The organism is Janthinobacterium sp. GW460-12-1-14-LB5, assembly GCF_059423585.1.
This window is the reverse complement of the sequence record NZ_JBWKYD010000008.1, coordinates 28,419-45,998: the sequence shown is the minus strand read 5'-3', so window position 1 is coordinate 45,998 and position 17,580 is coordinate 28,419. Positions and strand designations below refer to the sequence as shown.

The window sequence follows — 17,580 nt, the reverse complement described above, 5'->3', positions numbered from 1 at the left end:
CGCGCAAGCGGAAGAATGCGGACGATTATGCCGGAATTTTGCAAAAGCTTGCAAATGCGCGCCCATCCGCTTGATATGGATCAGGCCGGCCAACGGGCGCGGCTGTCTACTTGAGCTTGGCGCGCGGGTGCGCCTGGTCGTACACGTGCGCCAGGTGCTGGAAATCGAGGGCCGTGTAGACCTGGGTCGAGGTGATGCTGGAGTGGCCCAGCATTTCCTGCACGGCGCGCAAGTCGCCCGACGATTGCAGCACGTGCGAGGCAAACGAGTGGCGCAGCACGTGCGGGTGCACGTTGGCGGGAATTTCCGTCGCCAGCGCATGCGCCTTCAGGCGCAGCTGCAGCACGCGCGGCGAGATGCGCGTGCCGCGCGTGCTGAGAAACAGGGCAGCGCTGCCATCGGCCGCTGGCGGGCGCACGGCCAGCCAGGCAGTCAGGGCCACGAGGGCCGCCTTGCCGACGGGCACCTTGCGCATCTTGCTGCCCTTGCCCGTGACGATGACTTCGAAGCTGGCCATGTCGAGCCAGCCCAGCGAGGCGGGCTGGCCGCCGTCGGCCTTGCAGTAGTGGGTATCCAGGCTGGTCAGCTCGGAGACGCGCAAGCCGCTCGAATACAGCAGTTCGAACATGGCGCGGTTGCACAGTTGTTCCGGCTCGGCCGCGCCTTGCTGGTGTTGCGCGGGCGCCACGAGGCGCACGGCATCGTCCACCGACAGGGCTTTCGGCAAGGTCTTGGCCCGCTTGGGGGCGCGGATGCCGTCGACGGGATTGGCGTCGAGCGCCGTTTCACCGCTGAGCCAGTTGTAAAAGCCGCGCCACGACGACAGCTTGCGGGCGATCGAACGCGGATCCAGGCCGCCACTGTGCAGCTTGGCCGTGTAGCGGCGCACGTCGTTGTGCGCCAGCGCCGTCCAGGGCGTATTGCCGCTCAGTTCCAGCAAGGCGCGCAGGTCGCGCCCGTAGGCGTCCAGCGTGTGCGGCGACAGCTTGCGCTGCGTGGCCAGCTGGGCCAGGTAGGCGTCGAGCCACTCGGCCTTGCCGCGCGCCGCATGCATGGCTGACTCAGGCCGGCGAACCGGCGCGCAGCGCGGCCAGGGCGGCGCTGGCCGTGGCGCCGATATGTACGAGGAAGTCGGTGCCCATGCTGGACGTAAAGCGTTCGCTGTCGGGCGAACCGAGCACCAGCAAGCCGAAGGTGCCCGTGGTGTTGGGGGCGCGCAGCGCGATCATGACGGTCGATTCGATTTTATCCGCCTGCAACCAGTGCACGGCTTCGAAATCGCGGTTGCTGCCGCAGTACGGCGCTTGCAGGCTGTTGGCGAACATGCGCACGTCGGCCGTGACATCTTCCGTGAACCAGCCGTTGGCGTGTTCCGGCAGCACTTGCCACAGGCGCAGGCTGACGTAGGGTACGTCGAAGTTGCTTTGCAGGGCGTCGACCAGTACGCGCGGCATGTCCGCATCGTTGCGTACTTGCAGCATGGCCTGGTTCCAGCCGTGGAACTTGCTGGCGATGTCGCCATTTTCCTCGGCCAGGCGGCTCAGCTTGGACATGCGCAGTTCCAGCGCCTTGTACTTGTCGCGCATCACTTCCATCTGCCGCTCCTGCAGCGAGATGGTGCGTCCCGTCAGCGGGCTGCTCAGCTTGACCTCGCCGAGCAGCGCGGTATGCTCTTCGAAGAACGTCGGGTGCTCGCTCAGGTACTGGGCGACGGTGCTGGAATCGAGTGTGGCGGTCATTGAGAATATCTGTCAGTGAAAGTTGAACGCTTCATTCTAACCGAGAGTGCGGTGGCACAGGCGCAAAGGGCGTTGCGCTTGTGCATTTTCCGCGCGCCCATGAAAAAAGCGGCATGGTTGCCCATGCCGCCTTGCATTTCTTGCTCAGCAATCACCCGTGGCGGGTGACGTGCGGGGCATTAGAAATTGTGGTGTACGCCCAGACCGATGTAGGTGATCGACGTTGCCGCCTTGCGGTTCGAGATGTCCGCGTACAGGTAGGTGCGCTTCGACAGGTTGTAGTCGTAGCCCAGCGATGCTTGCTTGGTTTTGGTCACGCCATCCGGCGTTTTTTGACCGTAGCCGGCGCGAACCTTGCCTGCGCCGACGTCGTAGTTGGCGCCAACCAGCCATGCCTTGGTATCCGTGTTGATGATCTTGAAGTTGCTGTCATCCTGATGCTGGTACGACGCCATCAGTTTCAGTTCCGTCACCGGATTGAACGATGCGGCAACCGACCACAGCTTGGCTTGCACGCCATTGCGCTCATATGCGGCCATACCGGCGAACTGGCCGTAGTTGTACGTGGCCGAGACCGAGTATGGATTCGACTCTGGCACGGCATTGGCAGCCACCGGGTAGTTGTTGGCTGGTGGCGTGGCCGCTGGTCCAGGGAATGCTGGATTGTTATTGGCTTCCTTGGCGGCGACAGTGGCGTTGAACTGGAAGCCGCTGAACACTGGCGAGTTATAGAACACGGCGTTCGAGAAGCGGTTACGCGAATTGCCGGCTGCGCTCAGCGGATCGCTGCTGTAGGCGGCCACCGTGATGTCGGTCTGGAAACCGGCTGGCGTAGGCATGCCCGACCATGGTTCGAACGCGGTGCTCGATTCCTGGAAGGCGGTCAGGCCACGGCCCAGACGCACGGTACCGAAGTTGCCTTGCAGGCCGACGCGGCTTTGACCCTGGAACAGCGGACGGGAGTTGCTTTCCAGCGTACCCGTGTCGGATTCATAGCGAATTTCCAGTTGGAAAATAGCTTTCAAGCCATTGCCCAGATCTTCCGTGCCCTTGAAGCCCAGTTTGTTGTTGTCGCGCTTGGTGACAGCGGTGGTCGAACCAGTCGACTTGCCCAGGCCAGCATCGACCGTGCCGTAGATTTGGACGGACGACTGCGCTTGTGCGGTTGCGGCAAAGGCGCCGAAGAGTGCGAGGGCAACGAGTGATTTTTTCATGTCTTATTCCCTATTAAAAGTGAGTTCCGTCCGAGATCCGAGCAGATTGAAATGCGCTAACTGTCGCGTTTCGATGAATGAACCTTAATTCGTCGGCGCGCAAGACGTGCGGGATTGGTCAAATATGCGTGAAAAGATTGGTGAAAAGCGTCATAAATCCACAGCCCTGTTGTATTTTTGTAACGCGGGGTTTTTGCCGATGCGGCGCCGAGGGCACGCGTTTTCCCATCGCCACGGTAGCGGCGCCTTGCCATCTTGGCGTGTCCGGGCCAGGACATTGTTGCGTTGAATCAAGTTCTTGAGGCGGCTTTGGCGGATTTATGACACAAGGACGTTACACTAAGGGACGGCCTGCATGGATGGGCCTGGAGACGGCTCACTATTATTAGACTCATTGACTCAATATCGAGAATCGATGGCAAATCGCGAAACATTAGGATTGATCAAGGGCGCACGTGCTGGCGATGTCGCTTGCCAGCTGGCATTGGGACGCGTGTACCTGTTTGGACAGGGTGTGCCGCAGAGCCTGCCGACCGCCTTGCACTGGCTGGCGCGGGCGGCCCAGGAGGATAGCGAGGAAGCATGCTTGCTGATCGGCACGCATGTGCCGTTCGAAGTGGCGCAACCGGCAGCCAAGGCGCTGATTCCCTATTACGCCCAGGCGTTCGATGCGGGCCTGGTGCAGGCGGGCCTGGTGCTGGCGCAACTGGTGCTGGGCAATGCGGCCAGCACCAGTTGCGAGACCGTGCGGGCCAAGGCGCGCGTGGCGCTGGACGCCGCCGTGCGTGCCGGCTTGCCCGATGCGCAATGGTTGCTATCCATGCAAGAAGGGTGGTCCGCCGCCTCGCGGCCGGACGCCACCCCTGCTGGCGAGCCCCCCCTCGATGGCGACGCGCCGCTGCATGCCTGGCTGGAGCAGGCCTGGAGCCAGGGCAACCATGCGGGCTTCCTGTCGCAAGGCTTGCCGCTGGCGCGCGAACTGCTGCAGCGCCAGGCGGCGGCCGGTGCGCGCACGATCGCCCTCGACGCGCAGCAGGTGCGCTTGCTGTCGCGTTGCGCCCAGGCATTGGCGCCTGGCGGCGATGCCGAAGGCTGGCAATGCTGCGAGCTGGCCGCACATGGCGGCGACCGCGCGGCGCAGCTGGAGCTGGGACTTGGCTATGCGCGCATGGATGCGCATGGCCAGCGCCTGGCCACGCGCAATGGCGCGGCCAATTTCAAGCGGGCCGTGCGCTGGCTGACGCAGGCCGGCGAGCAGGGCCTGGCCGAAGCCTGGTTCGTGCTGTCGCGCATCTACACGAAACCGGAATTTTCCCAGCGTAATGTGGTCGAAGCCCATTCCTGCCTGGAGCGTGCCGCCGACCTGGGGCATGGCCCGGCCCAGCTCGAGTGCGGCATGCATGCCTGGCGTAATCGCCGCGACGGCGTCAACAACGATGTGCGCGCCGCGTATTGGCTGCTGCAGGCGCAGGCGCAGGGCAGCCGTGAAGCGGAGGCGGCGCTGGCGCGCATTGCGCCGCGCGGTGAAGCGGGCGACTGGGGCCAGTGCGCCGCCGTGCAGGCCGATGGGCACTTGCGGCAATGGAGCCAGAGCCACCCCCTGCTGGCGGCGCGGCTGGAGCTGGCGCGCTGCTTTCACCTGTCGCGTGCCGAGGCCTTGCTGCTCGATATCCATGCGGCCGACCAGGGGCATTGTCTGTTGATCGATATCAGCGCCACGCATGGGCGCGGCAAGCGGCGCCTGGTGTTGATCCGCACGGCGCAGGAGCGCCAGCTGCTCGATCAGGTGGTGCGCCTGTTCGAGCGCGTCGATTGCGGCGTGACGGGGCCGGAAGGCAATTACCGGCAGCGTTTGTACCGCCTGAAGTGCTACCTGGCGGAAATTGATGTCGCGCAGGAACAGCAGTTCCTGGCCGCCTGACTCATTCCTTACAGCTCGATCGTGCCTTCGAACACGGTCACTGCCGGGCCCGTCATCAGGACGGGATGGCCGGGGCCTTGCCAGGCGATCGACAGTTCGCCGCCGCGCGCGCTGATGCGCACGGGGGAATCGAGCACGCCGCGCAGAATGCCGGCCACGGCGGCGGCGCAGGCGCCCGTGCCGCAAGCGAGCGTTTCGCCCGCGCCCCGTTCAAACACGCGCAGTTTCACGTGCTGGCGGTTGACGACCTGCATGTAGCCGGCGTTGACGCGGCGGGGAAAGCGCGGGTGGTGCTCGATGCGTGGGCCCGTCACTTCCAGGTCTTGCGCATCGACATCGTCGACCACTTGCACGGCATGCGGGTTGCCCATCGAAACGACGGACACCAGCACGGGAGACGTTTGGCCCGGCAGCGCCAGGGCCAGCGGCCACAGGGTGTCATTTCCCTGCGCCACGCCAGCCAGGCCGCTGGCGTCGAACGGCACCAGCGCAGGTTCGAGCACGGGCGCGCCCATGTCGACGGTGATGCTGCCATCGAGCTCCAGGCGCGGCGCAATGATGCCGGCCATGGTTTCCACGCGGATGCTCGCCTTGTCGGATAACCCTTTTTCGCTGACGAACTTGACGAAGGCGCGCGCGCCGTTGCCGCACTGTTCCACTTCGCCGCCGTCATTGTTATAGATGCGGTAGCGGAAGTCGCAGCCGGGCAGGCGCGGCTTTTCCACCACGAGGATCTGGTCGGCGCCGATGCCGAAACGGCGGTCGGCCAGGCGCTGCCACTGGGCCGGCGTGAAGTCGACATCCTGATTGATGGCGTCGATGACGATGAAATCGTTGCCCGCGCCATGCATTTTGGTAAATTGAAGTTTCATGGTCTGCCGTATCACTTGTGCTGGTTGTAGAACGATGCTTCGCCTTCCGGACGCGTCTTGAAGCGTTTATGCGTCCAGAAATACTCGGCCGGCGCTTCGCGCACGCGCTCTTCGATGAATTCGTTCATGCGGCGCGTGGCGGCCGTGATGTCGTCGCCCGGATAATCGTCCCACGCCGGGTAATAGGTCACCTTCCAGCCCTGGTAATTGGGCAAAAAGGTGGCGATGACGGGAATCACCTGCGCCTTGGCGGCCAGCGCCAGGCGCGCCGTGGCCGTCAGGGTGGCGGCGGGCACGCCGAAGAAGGGCACGAATTCCGCATCCTTCTCGCCGAAATCCATGTCCGGCAGCATAAAGTAGGGCAAGCCGTCGCGCAGGGCGCGCAGAATCGTCTTGATGCCGTCCTGGCGCGTAAACAGCTTGGGCGGCTTGAAGCGCGAGCGGCCGTTGCGCAGGGCCTGGTCGAAGGCGGCGTTCTTTTGCTGCACGTACATTGACGAGGCGGAAATTTCCATGGCCGTGGCGGCGCCGGCCACGTCGAGGCAGACGAAGTGCGGGCACAGCAAAATGGTCGGCTTGGCGGCGATCTGCTGGCCGGGGAAGGCGGGCACCTTTTTGATCAGGCGGTTCAGGCGCGCTTCCGGTGCCCACCACAGGATGCTGCGTTCCCACACGCTGCGCGAATACGCCTGGAAATGCTGACGCGCCAGCGCCACGCGTTGTTTTTCCGTCAGTTCCGGCATGCACAGGCGCAGATTCGTCAGGGCGATCTTGCGCCGCGTGGGCATGGCGATGAACAGCACGCTGCCGACGGCCACGCCGAAGCGGCCGAGGATGGGCAGGGGCAGCCAGTGCAGCAGCCACATGAAGGCGATCAGCAGTCTCATGCCTGCTCCTTGGCGGCCCCGGGCGTGGCGGACGTGGCGGGCGTGGGCGGCGGCGCGCCGCGCGGCACCTTGTAGCGATTGTAGCTCCACAGGTATTGCGCCGGGCTGCGCGCGATCAATTGTTCCATGGCCGCATTGATGGTGCGCGCCTGCTCCGCCGAGGTGCTGTCGAGCGACTCTGTGAACGGCACGAAATGCACGACGTAGCCGCGTCCGCCCGGCAGGCGTTCCGCGTAGGTGATGATGACTTCGGCGCCGCCCATCTGCGCCAGTTTGGCGGGCAGGGTCATGGTGTAGGCGGGGCGGCCGAAGAAATCGGCCCACACGCCTTCGCCCTCCTGCGGTACCTGGTCGGGCAGCAGGCCGATAGGTTGTCCCTTTTTCAGGCATTTGGCAAAGATGCGCACGCCCGACATATTGGCCGGCGCCAGCATCAGGTTTTCGCGCGCGCGCGCGCCTTCGATCAGCGGTTTTAATGCGGCGCGCTTGGGCGGGCGGTACATCACGGTGAGCGGCGTGCGCAGGGCGATTTGCTGGGCGACGATTTCAAAGCAGCCCAGGTGCGGTGTCAGGAAGACAATGCCGCGGCCGTGCTGCAGCGCTTTTTCCACCAGTTCCCAGTTTTCTACCGTGGCATGGCGCGCCACGCGCTCGGCCGGCGCGCACCAGATGAAGGGCAGTTCCAGCACGCTCTTGCCCGCTTCGGCCACGGCCGTGTGCAAGTGTTGCGAAAACCCCGCACCTTGCATGTTCTCGCGCATGCGGCGGCGGTAGGACGGGGAAATGGCGTAAATCACCCAGCCGAGCGCAGCGCCAAGGCCATGTAGAACGGGCAGGGGAAAAATGGACAAGAAGCGGAAAATTGGGACTAACATGTGTAAGCTGTTTCCAGGAATGGCGTGTTGCCGTGCCAAAATTTTTTAAGAAGCGTAAAATACCACGTATGCAGTAACCGCTGAGTTAATAGACAACTTGCGATGCGGAATATAAATATCGCTAAAGCGTCGCAGGCAAAATCCTCTTTACTGCGACAGAACATTCACATAGTAAACAGGAGCTTGCAATGTCAAACGACTATCTCTTCACTTCCGAATCCGTCTCGGAAGGCCATCCCGACAAGGTTGCCGATCAAATTTCAGACGCCATCCTTGACGCCATCCTGGCCCAGGATCCAGCCGCCCGCGTGGCTGCCGAAACCCTGTGCAACACGGGTCTGGTAGTGCTGGCGGGCGAGATTACCACTCACGCCAATGTGGATTATATTCAAGTTGCGCGCGAAACCATCAAACGCATCGGCTACGACAACACGGAATACGGCATCGACTACAAGGGTTGCGCCGTGCTGGTGGCCTACGACAAGCAGTCGCCGGACATCGCGCAAGGCGTCGATGAAGGTGCGGGGATTGACCTGGATCAAGGCGCCGGCGATCAGGGCCTGATGTTCGGCTACGCCTGCGACGAAACGGCCGAGCTGATGCCTGCCGCCATCCACTACGCGCACCGCCTGGTCGAGCGCCAGTCGCAACTGCGCAAGGATGGCCGTTTGCCATGGCTGCGTCCGGATGCGAAATCGCAAGTGACGCTGCGCTACGTCGATGGCCGTCCCGTCGGCGTGCACACGGTCGTGCTGTCGACCCAGCATGCGCCGGAAATCTCGCACAAGCAGATCGAAGAAGCCGTCATCGAGGAAATCATCAAGCCCATCCTGCCGCGCGAATGGCTGACGGATACCAAATTCCTCGTCAACCCGACGGGCCGTTTCGTCATCGGCGGTCCGCAAGGCGATTGCGGCTTGACCGGGCGCAAGATCATTGTCGACACCTACGGTGGCGCAGCGCCGCACGGCGGCGGCGCATTCTCGGGCAAGGACCCGTCGAAAGTCGACCGTTCGGCAGCCTACGCGGCCCGCTACGTGGCGAAAAACATCGTCGCCGCCGGCCTGGCGCGCCAATGCCAGGTGCAGGTCAGCTACGCCATCGGCGTGGCCAAGCCGATCAACATCACCGTCTACACGGAAGGCACGGGCGTGATTCCCGACGCGGAAATCGCCAAGCTGGTGCTGGCGCACTTCGATTTGCGTCCAAAAGGCATCGTGCAAATGCTCGACCTGCTGCGCCCGATCTACCAGAAGAGCGCCGCCTACGGCCATTTCGGCCGCGAAGAGCCGGAATTCACGTGGGAACGCACGGACAAGGTCGCCCTGCTGCGCGACGCCGCCGGCCTGAAATAATCGAGCCCGCTTGCTGAATGAGCGCCCCGGCCTTCTGGCCGCGGGCGCTTTTTTTATATGTTGTTAGTTGGCAATGCATGCCGAACAGGCTGGCGCGCACGGCTTGACAATGTTAAAATCCCGTGTCCGAGGAGCGTTGCGACGAAGAAATTCGCCAGGCTCGGAATATCCTGCAACCGCGCTCACGTACCTTTTTCAACTGAAAGGAGGGCGTGATGAACGCCGTACTCAAATCGCAACACGACTACACCATCGCCGATATCACTCTGGCCGCATGGGGCGACAAAGAAATCAAGATTGCTGAAACGGAAATGCCTGGCCTGATGGCCATCCGCGAAGAATTCGCGGCAGCGCAGCCATTGAAGGGCGCGCGCATCACCGGTTCCATCCACATGACCATCCAGACCGCCGTGCTGATCCAGACCCTGGAAGCACTGGGCGCGCAAGTGCGTTGGGCATCGTGCAACATTTACTCCACGCAAGATCACGCCGCCGCCGCCATCGCTGCCGCCGGCACGCCCGTGTTCGCCGTCAAGGGCGAGTCGCTGGACGACTACTGGGAATACACGCACCGCATCTTCGAATGGCCGAACGTGGACGGCAAGGCTGTCTACTCGAACATGATCCTCGACGATGGCGGCGATGCTACCCTGCTGCTGCACCTGGGCGTGCGCGCGGAAACCGACCTGTCGGTGCTGGCGAACCCCGGTTCGGAAGAAGAAATCTGCCTGTTCAACTCGATCAAGAAGCACTTGCTGGCCGACCCGACCTGGTACTCGAAGCGTTTGCCGGAAATCCTGGGCGTGACGGAAGAAACGACGACCGGCGTGCACCGCCTGTATCAGATGCACAAGGAAGGCAAGCTGGCTTTCCCTGCGATCAACGTCAACGATTCCGTCACGAAATCGAAATTCGACAACCTGTACGGCTGCCGCGAATCCCTGGTCGATGGCATCAAGCGCGCCACCGACGTGATGATCGCCGGTAAAGTAGCCGTCATCGCCGGTTACGGTGACGTGGGCAAGGGTTCGGCGCAAGCCATGCGCGCCCTGTCGGCGCAAGTGTGGGTGACGGAAGTCGACCCGATCTGCGCACTGCAGGCGGCGATGGAAGGCTACCGCGTGGTGACCATGGATTACGCCTGCGAACACGGCGACATCTTTGTTACCTGCACCGGCAACTACCATATCCTCACGCACGACCACCTGACGCGCATGAAAGACCAGGCCATCGTCTGCAACATTGGTCACTTTGACAATGAAATCGACGTTGCTTCGTTGAAACAATACGAGTGGGAAAACATCAAGCCGCAAGTCGACCACATCATCTTCCCGTCGGGCCGCCGCATCATCCTGCTGGCCGAAGGCCGTCTGGTCAACCTCGGTTGCGGCACGGGCCACCCGTCGTACGTGATGAGCTCGTCGTTTGCCAACCAGACGATCGCCCAGATCGAGCTGTACGCGAACACGGCCAACTACCCGGTCGGCGTGTACACCCTGCCAAAACACCTGGATGAAAAAGTCGCTCGCCTGCAACTCAAAAAGTTGAATGCGCAACTGACGGAACTGACGCAAGAGCAAGCCGACTACATCGGCGTGCGCACGGAAGGTCCATACAAGCCAGAGCACTACCGTTATTAATCGGTAGTCCGGGGCTGTAACTCACCCTCTGAGGGCCGGCGCCTGCCGCCGGCCTGACCCTACTTTTGACAGGCTAGAGAAATGCGCTTGCTACTGATTTGGTTTATCAATGCGGCAGCCCTGTTTGCCGTCCCATACCTGATGCACTCGGTGACGATGAGCAGCGGCTGGACCGCGCTGCTGGCCGCTGCCGTGCTGGGGCTGGTCAATGCGCTGATCCGTCCTTTGCTGATCCTCTTGACCCTGCCCGTGACGTTCCTGTCGCTGGGCCTGTTCATTTTGATCATCAACGGCTTCCTGTTCTGGCTGGTGGCGCAGGTGATCGATGGTTTCCATGTCGCCAGTTTCTGGTCTGCCGTGGGCGGTGCCATTCTGTACAGCATCATTTCCTGGGCTCTGTCGACCTTACTTTTGAGTAACGACGATGGAAAAGCATAACTTCAGTATTGAGTTTTTCCCGCCGAAAACCCCGGAAGGGGCGGAAAAGCTGCGCGCCACGCGTATTAAATTGTCTGAATTGCATCCGAAGTATTTCTCGGTGACGTTTGGCGCGGGCGGCACGACGCAGCAGGGCACGCTGGATACCGTGCGCGAGATCCTGGCGGCCGGCGAACAAGCCGCACCGCACTTGTCTTGTGTGGGCGGCTCGCGCGAATCGATCCGCGCCGTGCTGGGTGAGTTCAAGGCGGCCGGCGTGAACCGCATCGTGGCCTTGCGCGGCGACTTGCCGAGCGGCTACGGCGCCTCGGGCGAGTTCCGCTACGCCAACGAGCTGGTGGAATTCATTCGCGCCGAGACGGGCGACCATTTTCATATCGAAGTGGCCGCCTATCCGGAAGTGCATCCGCAAGCCCGTTCGCCGCAGGACGACTTGAACGCGTTCGCGCGCAAGGTGCAGGCCGGTGCCAATGCCGCCATCACCCAGTACTTCTACAATGCCGACGCGTATTTCCAGTTTGTCGAGCAGACGCAGAAGATGGGCATCAACGTGCCTATCGTGGCCGGTATCATGCCGATCACGAACTACACGCAGCTGATGCGCTTTTCGGACATGTGCGGCGCGGAAATTCCACGCTGGGTGCGTCTGAAATTGGCTAGCTTCGGCGACGACAGCGCGTCCATCAAGGCGTTTGGCCTGGACGTGGTGACGGGCCTGTGCGAGCGTTTGCTGGAAGGCGGCGCGCCAGGCTTGCATTTCTATAGCATGAACCAGGCGGCGCCCACGACAGCACTGTGGCAGCGCCTGGTGAAATAAACCGTCCTGACTTGTCAGAACAGATCGCCCTCGGTCACGATGTGATCGAGGGCGATGTCGTATGTGCCACTGGCAAATGATGCCTTCAGGCAGCCGTATGCCACTCCCACGGTCACTGGCCGCGGCGCGTGTTCTAGGGTGCGGTCGTAATAGCCGCCGCCATAGCCGAGGCGAAAGCGTTCCTGGTTAAAACCCAGGCAGGGCACGAGCAGGGCTGCCGGCGCCGGACGCAGGCGCAACCGGGCCGGCACGGCCACGCCCATGCCATCCTTGACCATGGGCTCGCCCGGTGTCCAGTCGGAAAATGCCAGCGGCGCATGTTTTTCCAGCACCACGGGCAAGCTCAATTGCACGCCGCGCGCGGCCAGCTGCGCATAGGCATCGTGCAAGTCCGGCTCGCCGTGCAGGGGCCAGTAAACGCCCAGTTCCTTGACATTTTCTTGCGCGCACCAGTCCAGCAGGCGCTGCGCGATGGCCGCATCCCACCCGGCGCGCGTGGCGTCGGGCAGGGCGCGCCGGGCCGCCAGCAAGGCTTTGCGCAAGCCGGCTTTTTCCTGTGGCGCAATGGGTGGCCGTGTAGCCGGATCGCATGTTATTCTAGGGTCGCTATTCATATCACCATCAAGATTGAGAGTCGTACATTGATTTCCCCACTGAAATGGATTGCCGGCACGATGCTGTGTGCCGCATCGGCCTTGTCTCCCCTGGCCGCCCTGGCCCAGGTGTCCGCCACCGTCTCCCCTGCCGCCGCGCTGGCGTCCGACACGCGCAGCGAGGACGATGCCTTCCTGCTGCTGCGCGACGCCGCGCGCAAGGATGACGCCGAAAAAGCCGACTTTTATGCGGGACGGCTGACGAATTACCAGATTCCCTCGTATGTTGACTATTATCGGCTGAAACCGCGCATCAAACTGCTGACCGAGGCGCAATTTCGCGATTACCTGAACCGCTACAAGGGCAGCGCCATCGCCGACCGCTTCCGCAACGACTGGCTGCTGGAACTGGGCCGCAAGCGCGACTGGGTCGTGTTCGATGAACAATATCCGCAATTCGCCCTCGATGACGACACCCAGCTCAAGTGCTACGCGCTGATGTCGCGCGCCGCCAAGGGGCAGAACGTGGCGTCCGAGGCGCGCAAGCTGCTCGTCTCGCCGCCCGGCTATGGCGAAGCGTGCGGCAGCCTGATCGCCGCATTGGCGCAAAACGGCCAGTTCGACACGAACGACCTGTGGGCGCAGATCCGCCTGGCGGGCCAGACCAACGCCACGGGCCCGGCGCGCCGCATCGCGCTGCTGCTGGGCGCGTCCGACGCGAAGATGGCGCAAGCCATCGACTTGCCGGCCTTGGTGCTGGCCAAGGGTGCGGGCGCCAGCCGTGCCGACCACGAGATGTACCTGGTGGCCGTGGGCCGCATGGCGAAAAGCACCTTGAAACTGGGCGTGGTGGCCCTGCAAAAGGCGAGTGCGCAGCTGACGCCGCAGGAACAGGCCATCGGCTGGGCAAGCCTGGCCTTGCAGGCGTCGTATGGGCTGGCGCCGGAAGCATTTGAATATTGGCAAAAAACCAATGGTGCACCGTTGACTCAGGAGCAGATGCAGTGGAAGGCGCGTATCGCCTTGCGTGAAGGCAACTGGCCCGAGGTGAAGGCCGCCATCCAGGCCATGCCGGCCTCCCTGCGCGCCGACCCCACCTGGGTGTACTGGCTGGCGCGCGCGCAGCAGGCGGAAACGCCGGGACGCCCGAACGCGCAGGCCGACGCCCTGTACCGCACGATTTCCGAGCAATCGAATTTCTACGGCTTGCTGGCGAATGAAGAGCTGGGCAACCATCTGGTGTTGCCGCCGCCGGGCCAGCCCGTCACGCCGGCGGAAATTGCCGCCATGGCCGCCAATCCGGGGCTGCAGCGGGCCTTGAAATTCTTCAACATGCGCCTGCGCTTCGAAGGCACGCGCGAGTGGAACTGGGAATTGCGTTCGATGACGGACCGGCAACATCTGGCGGCCGCGGAATTTGCGCGCCAGAACAATGTGCTCGACCGCATGGTCAACACGTCCGACCGCACGCGCCTGGAAGTGGACTATACGCAACGCTATCCGACGCCGCACGACGACGTCATGCATCCGGCCACGCAAACCCTGGGTCTCGATAAAGCCTGGGTGTACGGCTTGATCCGCCAGGAATCGCGCTTCATCATGGATGCGCAGTCGCATGTGGGCGCGTCCGGTTTGATGCAGGTCATGCCATCGACGGCCCGTTATGTCGCCAAGAAGATCGGTTTGACCGATTTCGTCACGGAAACCTTGAGCGATGTGCGCACCAATGTCTTGCTGGGCACCAACTACCTGAACATGGTGCTTGGCGGCCTCGACGGTTCGCAAGTGCTGGCCAGCGCCGCCTACAACGCGGGGCCGGGGCGCCTGCGCATCTGGCGCGCCACCATGACGCGGCCGCTGGAAGGCGCCATCTTCGCCGAGATCATTCCGTACACGGAAACGCGCGGCTACGTGAAAAACGTGATGGCCAACGCCACGTATTACGCGGCCCTGTTCGAGAAGAGCCCGCAATCGCTGAAAGCGCGCCTGGGCACCGTGGGACCGAAAAACAGCGCCATCGCGGCCGATCTGCCATAACTTAATGAATTGATACCCGACCATGCAAACGACCATCCTTGACCCCAGCCTGACGCAAGCCCTGGCCGCCGCCCGCGAGCCAGGTTTGACCCTGATCATCGGCAACAAGAATTACTCGTCCTGGTCGATGCGCCCGTGGGTGGCCATGACGGCCTTCGGCATCCCGTTCCAGGAAGTGCGCGTGCTGCTCGACCAGCAGGACACGGCGACGAAAATCGCTGAATATTCGGCCTGCGGCCGGGTTCCCGTGCTGCTGGCGGGCGAGATCACGATCTGGGACAGCCTGGCCATCTGCGAATACCTGGCCGAGCAGTTTCCCGATAAACACATGTGGCCGCAAGACGTGGCCGCGCGCGCCATGGCGCGTTGTATCTGCGCGGAAATGCATTCCGGCTTTACCGGCTTGCGCACGGACATGTCGATGAATATCAAGGCGAAGCTGCCGGGCCGTGGCCGCACGGCCGCCGCGCAGGCGGACATCGGCCGCATCAGTGAAATCTGGGAAGAGTGCCTGTCCCGCTTTGGCCACCACCAGTTCCTGTTTGGCGAGTTTTCCATCGCCGACGCGTATTTCGCCCCCGTCGTCATGCGTTTCCGCACGTATGGTGTGAGCCTGGCGCCGGCGCTGAACGCGTATTGCGAGCGCGTGCAGGCGCATCCGGCCGTGGCCCGCTGGATCGCGGAAGCGCTGGCGGAGACGGAAGTTGCAGCCAAGCATGACGCGGAACTGCCTGATTAAGAAAAGAGTGTTATGAAGATATACACGGTCGGTGGCGCGGTGCGCGACCAACTGCTGGGCTTGCCCGTGAAAGACCACGACCACGTCGTCGTGGGCGCCACGCCCGAAGACATGCTGCGCCAAGGCTTCCGGCCCGTCGGCAAGGATTTCCCCGTGTTTTTGCACCCGAAGACGCAGGAAGAATACGCCTTGGCCCGCACGGAACGCAAGACGGCCCCCGGCTACCGGGGCTTTGTTTTCCACACGGCGCCCGACGTCACCCTGGAAGACGACCTGGTGCGGCGCGATCTGACCATCAACGCCATCGCCCGGGCCGAGGATGGGACGTTGACCGACCCGTTCGGCGGCATTCAGGATATCCAGAATAAAATCTTCCGCCACGTCTCCGATGCGTTCGGCGAAGACCCCGTGCGCATCTTGCGCCTGGCCCGCTTTGCCGCCCGTTTTCATACTTTCACTGTCGCGCCCGCCACCATGGAACTGATGCGCCGGATGGTGGCCAACGGCGAAGTCGACGCCCTGGTGGCCGAGCGCGTGTGGCAGGAAGTGGCCAAGGGGCTGATGGAAAGCCATCCTGCGCGCATGCTGGCGGTGCTGCACGAGTGCGGTGCGCTGGCGCGCATCATGGGAGAAATCACGTTGAGCGAGCGCTTGCTGCAGGTCATCGACCATGCGGCCGCGCAAGGTCTTGACTTGCCCGTGCGCTTCGCCGCCTTGATGCTGCATTTGAGCAAGGATGCCATCGAGCAGCTGAGCGAGCGCCTGCGCGTGCCCAACGAGTGCCGCGAACTGGCCGTCATGGCGGCGCGCGAGCTGGAGCATATCAATGGCGCGCTGGACTTGGGCGCCGAAGCCGTGGTGAGCTTGTGCGAACGCTGTGACGGACTGCGCAAGCCGCAGCGCTTCGCGCAACTGCTGCAGGCAGTGGCTTGCGACGGACTGGTCACCGGCGACTTTCCCCAGGCGGCACGGCTGCAGGGCGCTCTTGACGCGGCGCGCGGCGTGAATGCGGGCGCGCTGGCGCAAGGCTGCACGGAGCCGAAACGCATCCCTGAAGTCATCCATGCGGCGCGGGTAGCGGCGGTGGCGGCCTTCCTGGCCCAGGCTTGAATGGCGGGAATAGGCTACAATGGCGCCATGATGTTGCACTGCACAATAACGGCCTGACGTGCCGCAGCACCGCCCCCAGGAGTCGACGTGACCTTACCCAAGCTGTTTCAAAACCCGTTTCGCCGCTGGCTCAGCCGTAGCGGCGGCGGGCGTCCGACCGTGCTCGTCAAGCAGTTGCATGAGCGCGACCGGCGCCGCATGATGAAGCATTTTTTGTCGCTCGAGAAAAGCGACCGCTTGCTGCGCTTCGGCAGCGCCTTGCCTGATGAACTCGTGGCCCAGTACGTGCAAAAGATGGATTTCTCGCGTGACATGATTTATGGCGTCTACAACAGCCTGTTCAAGCTGGTGGGCGTGGGCCATCTGGCCTTCGCGCCGAAGGACCAGTCGCCGGCGAAAAGTATCGTCACGGACAAGGAGCAGGTGGCGGAGTTTGGCGTGTCCGTGTCGAAATCCATGCGCGGCATGGGCGTCGGCTCGAAACTGTTCGAGCGGGCGGCAATTCACTGCCGCAACAACGATGTCGATACCCTGTACATGCATTGTTTGTCGTCGAACAAGACGATGATGCATATCGCCAAGAAGGCGGGCATGGAAATCCAGCGCGACTATGGCGAAGCTGATGCTTATCTGAAACTATTGCCGCCGAACCCGACCAGCATGCTGCAGGAAGCCGTGCAGGAGCAGTTCGCCATGTTCGACTACACGTTCAAGGCGAATGCGCGCGCCGCGTACAAACTGTTCGAGCGCTTGCCGGGGCGCAAGAAGCCAGCGCCACCCCCGCCGCCGGCCGACTGATTACAGCAGGGGCAGGGCCGTCGTATCCTTGATGCGCTGCAAGGCGAAGCTCGATTTGACGTCCAGTACGGCCGGGTGGCGCAGCAGGGTGGCCATCATGAAGCGCGAAAAGTGTTCCATGTCTTCCACGTGCACGCGCAACAGATAATCCATCTCGCCTGTCATCGCATAGCAAGCCACCACTTCCGGCCATTGCGCCACGGCCACGGCAAAGTCGGCGCGCGGCGACGTGTTCGTCACCAGGTTCGGCGCCAGCACGCGCGCCGTGCTGTGGGCCGTGGCGTCGCTGTGCTTTTCCAGCCGCACGTTGACGTAGGCGAGCAAGCCCAGGCCGATCTTTTCCGGGTCCAGCAGGGCCACGTACTGGCGGATCACGCCCGCTTCTTCCAGCCGTTTGACGCGGCGCAAGCATGGCGACGGCGACAGGCTGACCTGCTCGGCCACGTCCTGATTCGACAGGCGGCCATCGGCCTGCAGGACGGCGAGGATCTTGCGATCCGTTTTATCCAGCGTAATTTTGCTCATGCTACCTCCGGTGGTTCTTG

17 protein-coding genes and 1 riboswitch are annotated in these 17,580 nt (G+C 62.9%); of the genes, 9 read left to right on the top strand and 8 right to left on the bottom strand.

What is annotated here, in order from left to right:
* Window positions 1-106: 106 nt before the first annotated feature.
* The 3 genes from AC07X6_RS09940 to AC07X6_RS09930 all read right to left on the bottom strand — a co-directional run bounded on the left by AC07X6_RS09940 (window position 107) and on the right by AC07X6_RS09930 (window position 2,953).
* Window positions 107-1,054 (bottom strand): tyrosine recombinase XerC, encoded by a 948-nt coding sequence (locus tag AC07X6_RS09940; protein ID WP_494790851.1) that lies wholly within the window; start codon window positions 1,052-1,054, stop codon window positions 107-109.
* A 7-nt stretch (window positions 1,055-1,061) separates the two neighbouring features.
* Entirely contained in the window at window positions 1,062-1,739 is a 678-nt protein-coding gene (locus AC07X6_RS09935) for a DUF484 family protein (protein WP_230540281.1), read from the bottom strand.
* A gap of 179 nt (window positions 1,740-1,918) precedes the next feature.
* Window positions 1,919-2,953, bottom strand: a complete 1,035-nt coding sequence (locus tag AC07X6_RS09930) for a porin (protein ID WP_494790850.1) — start codon at window positions 2,951-2,953, stop codon at window positions 1,919-1,921.
* A gap of 415 nt (window positions 2,954-3,368) precedes the next feature.
* On the opposite strand from AC07X6_RS09930, the gene AC07X6_RS09925 reads away from it, so the two are divergent.
* The gene (locus AC07X6_RS09925; RefSeq protein WP_494790849.1) at window positions 3,369-4,874 is read left to right on the top strand and encodes a tetratricopeptide repeat protein; all 1,506 of its coding nucleotides are present in this window, start codon (window positions 3,369-3,371) and stop codon (window positions 4,872-4,874) included.
* Window positions 4,875-4,882: 8 nt separating this feature from the next.
* Here AC07X6_RS09925 and dapF read toward each other — a convergent pair whose 3' ends face one another.
* Genes dapF through AC07X6_RS09910 form a run of 3 tightly spaced genes read right to left on the bottom strand, consistent with a single transcriptional unit; the run spans window position 4,883 to window position 7,508 of the window.
* A complete protein-coding gene (gene dapF, locus AC07X6_RS09920; protein WP_494790848.1) occupies window positions 4,883-5,746 on the bottom strand; it encodes a diaminopimelate epimerase in 864 nt (287 codons plus the stop codon).
* A gap of 11 nt (window positions 5,747-5,757) precedes the next feature.
* On the bottom strand, window positions 5,758-6,633 hold the full coding sequence (locus AC07X6_RS09915) for an LpxL/LpxP family acyltransferase (RefSeq protein WP_230540285.1): 876 nt from the start codon (window positions 6,631-6,633) through the stop codon (window positions 5,758-5,760).
* The gene (locus AC07X6_RS09910; RefSeq protein WP_494790847.1) at window positions 6,630-7,508 is read right to left on the bottom strand and encodes a lysophospholipid acyltransferase family protein; all 879 of its coding nucleotides are present in this window, start codon (window positions 7,506-7,508) and stop codon (window positions 6,630-6,632) included. The genes AC07X6_RS09915 and AC07X6_RS09910 overlap by 4 nt, the downstream gene beginning before the upstream one ends.
* A gap of 188 nt (window positions 7,509-7,696) precedes the next feature.
* Here AC07X6_RS09910 and metK point away from each other — a divergent pair, with 188 nt between their 5' ends.
* The 4 genes from metK (at window position 7,697) to metF (ending at window position 11,758) form a co-directional block, all read left to right on the top strand.
* Window positions 7,697-8,863 (top strand): methionine adenosyltransferase, encoded by a 1,167-nt coding sequence (gene metK / locus AC07X6_RS09905; protein ID WP_474294148.1) that lies wholly within the window; start codon window positions 7,697-7,699, stop codon window positions 8,861-8,863.
* Window positions 8,864-8,985: 122 nt separating this feature from the next.
* Window positions 8,986-9,054: riboswitch (S-adenosyl-L-homocysteine riboswitch) on the top strand.
* Window positions 9,055-9,078: 24 nt separating this feature from the next.
* Window positions 9,079-10,503, top strand: a complete 1,425-nt coding sequence (ahcY, locus tag AC07X6_RS09900; protein ID WP_070258574.1) for an adenosylhomocysteinase — start codon at window positions 9,079-9,081, stop codon at window positions 10,501-10,503.
* An 81-nt stretch (window positions 10,504-10,584) separates the two neighbouring features.
* Window positions 10,585-10,941, top strand: a complete 357-nt coding sequence (locus AC07X6_RS09895; protein WP_034783534.1) for a phage holin family protein — start codon at window positions 10,585-10,587, stop codon at window positions 10,939-10,941.
* On the top strand, window positions 10,928-11,758 hold the full coding sequence (gene metF / locus AC07X6_RS09890; protein ID WP_474294150.1) for a methylenetetrahydrofolate reductase [NAD(P)H]: 831 nt from the start codon (window positions 10,928-10,930) through the stop codon (window positions 11,756-11,758). Before AC07X6_RS09895 ends, metF begins: the two co-directional genes overlap by 14 nt.
* Before the next feature lie 14 nt (window positions 11,759-11,772).
* Here the strand turns inward: metF and AC07X6_RS09885 are convergent, their stop codons facing one another.
* Window positions 11,773-12,372: a 5-formyltetrahydrofolate cyclo-ligase gene (locus tag AC07X6_RS09885; protein ID WP_494790846.1), complete on the bottom strand. Its 600-nt coding sequence runs from the start codon at window positions 12,370-12,372 to the stop codon at window positions 11,773-11,775.
* 27 nt (window positions 12,373-12,399) lie between these two features.
* Here AC07X6_RS09885 and AC07X6_RS09880 point away from each other — a divergent pair, with 27 nt between their 5' ends.
* The 4 genes from AC07X6_RS09880 to AC07X6_RS09865 all read left to right on the top strand — a co-directional run bounded on the left by AC07X6_RS09880 (window position 12,400) and on the right by AC07X6_RS09865 (window position 17,035).
* Window positions 12,400-14,388: a lytic transglycosylase domain-containing protein gene (locus AC07X6_RS09880; protein ID WP_494790845.1), complete on the top strand. Its 1,989-nt coding sequence runs from the start codon at window positions 12,400-12,402 to the stop codon at window positions 14,386-14,388.
* A gap of 22 nt (window positions 14,389-14,410) precedes the next feature.
* Entirely contained in the window at window positions 14,411-15,127 is a 717-nt protein-coding gene (locus AC07X6_RS09875; RefSeq protein WP_230540290.1) for a glutathione S-transferase family protein, read from the top strand.
* Window positions 15,128-15,139: 12 nt separating this feature from the next.
* The gene (locus AC07X6_RS09870) at window positions 15,140-16,237 is read left to right on the top strand and encodes a tRNA nucleotidyltransferase/poly(A) polymerase-related protein (protein ID WP_494790844.1); all 1,098 of its coding nucleotides are present in this window, start codon (window positions 15,140-15,142) and stop codon (window positions 16,235-16,237) included.
* 87 nt (window positions 16,238-16,324) lie between these two features.
* Window positions 16,325-17,035 (top strand): GNAT family N-acetyltransferase, encoded by a 711-nt coding sequence (locus tag AC07X6_RS09865; protein ID WP_230540292.1) that lies wholly within the window; start codon window positions 16,325-16,327, stop codon window positions 17,033-17,035.
* On the opposite strand, the gene AC07X6_RS09860 is transcribed toward AC07X6_RS09865, so the two are convergent.
* Complete coding sequence (locus tag AC07X6_RS09860) at window positions 17,036-17,560, bottom strand: Lrp/AsnC family transcriptional regulator (RefSeq protein WP_034753092.1); 525 nt, start codon at window positions 17,558-17,560, stop codon at window positions 17,036-17,038. It lies immediately after the preceding gene.
* Window positions 17,561-17,580 lie beyond the last annotated feature (20 nt).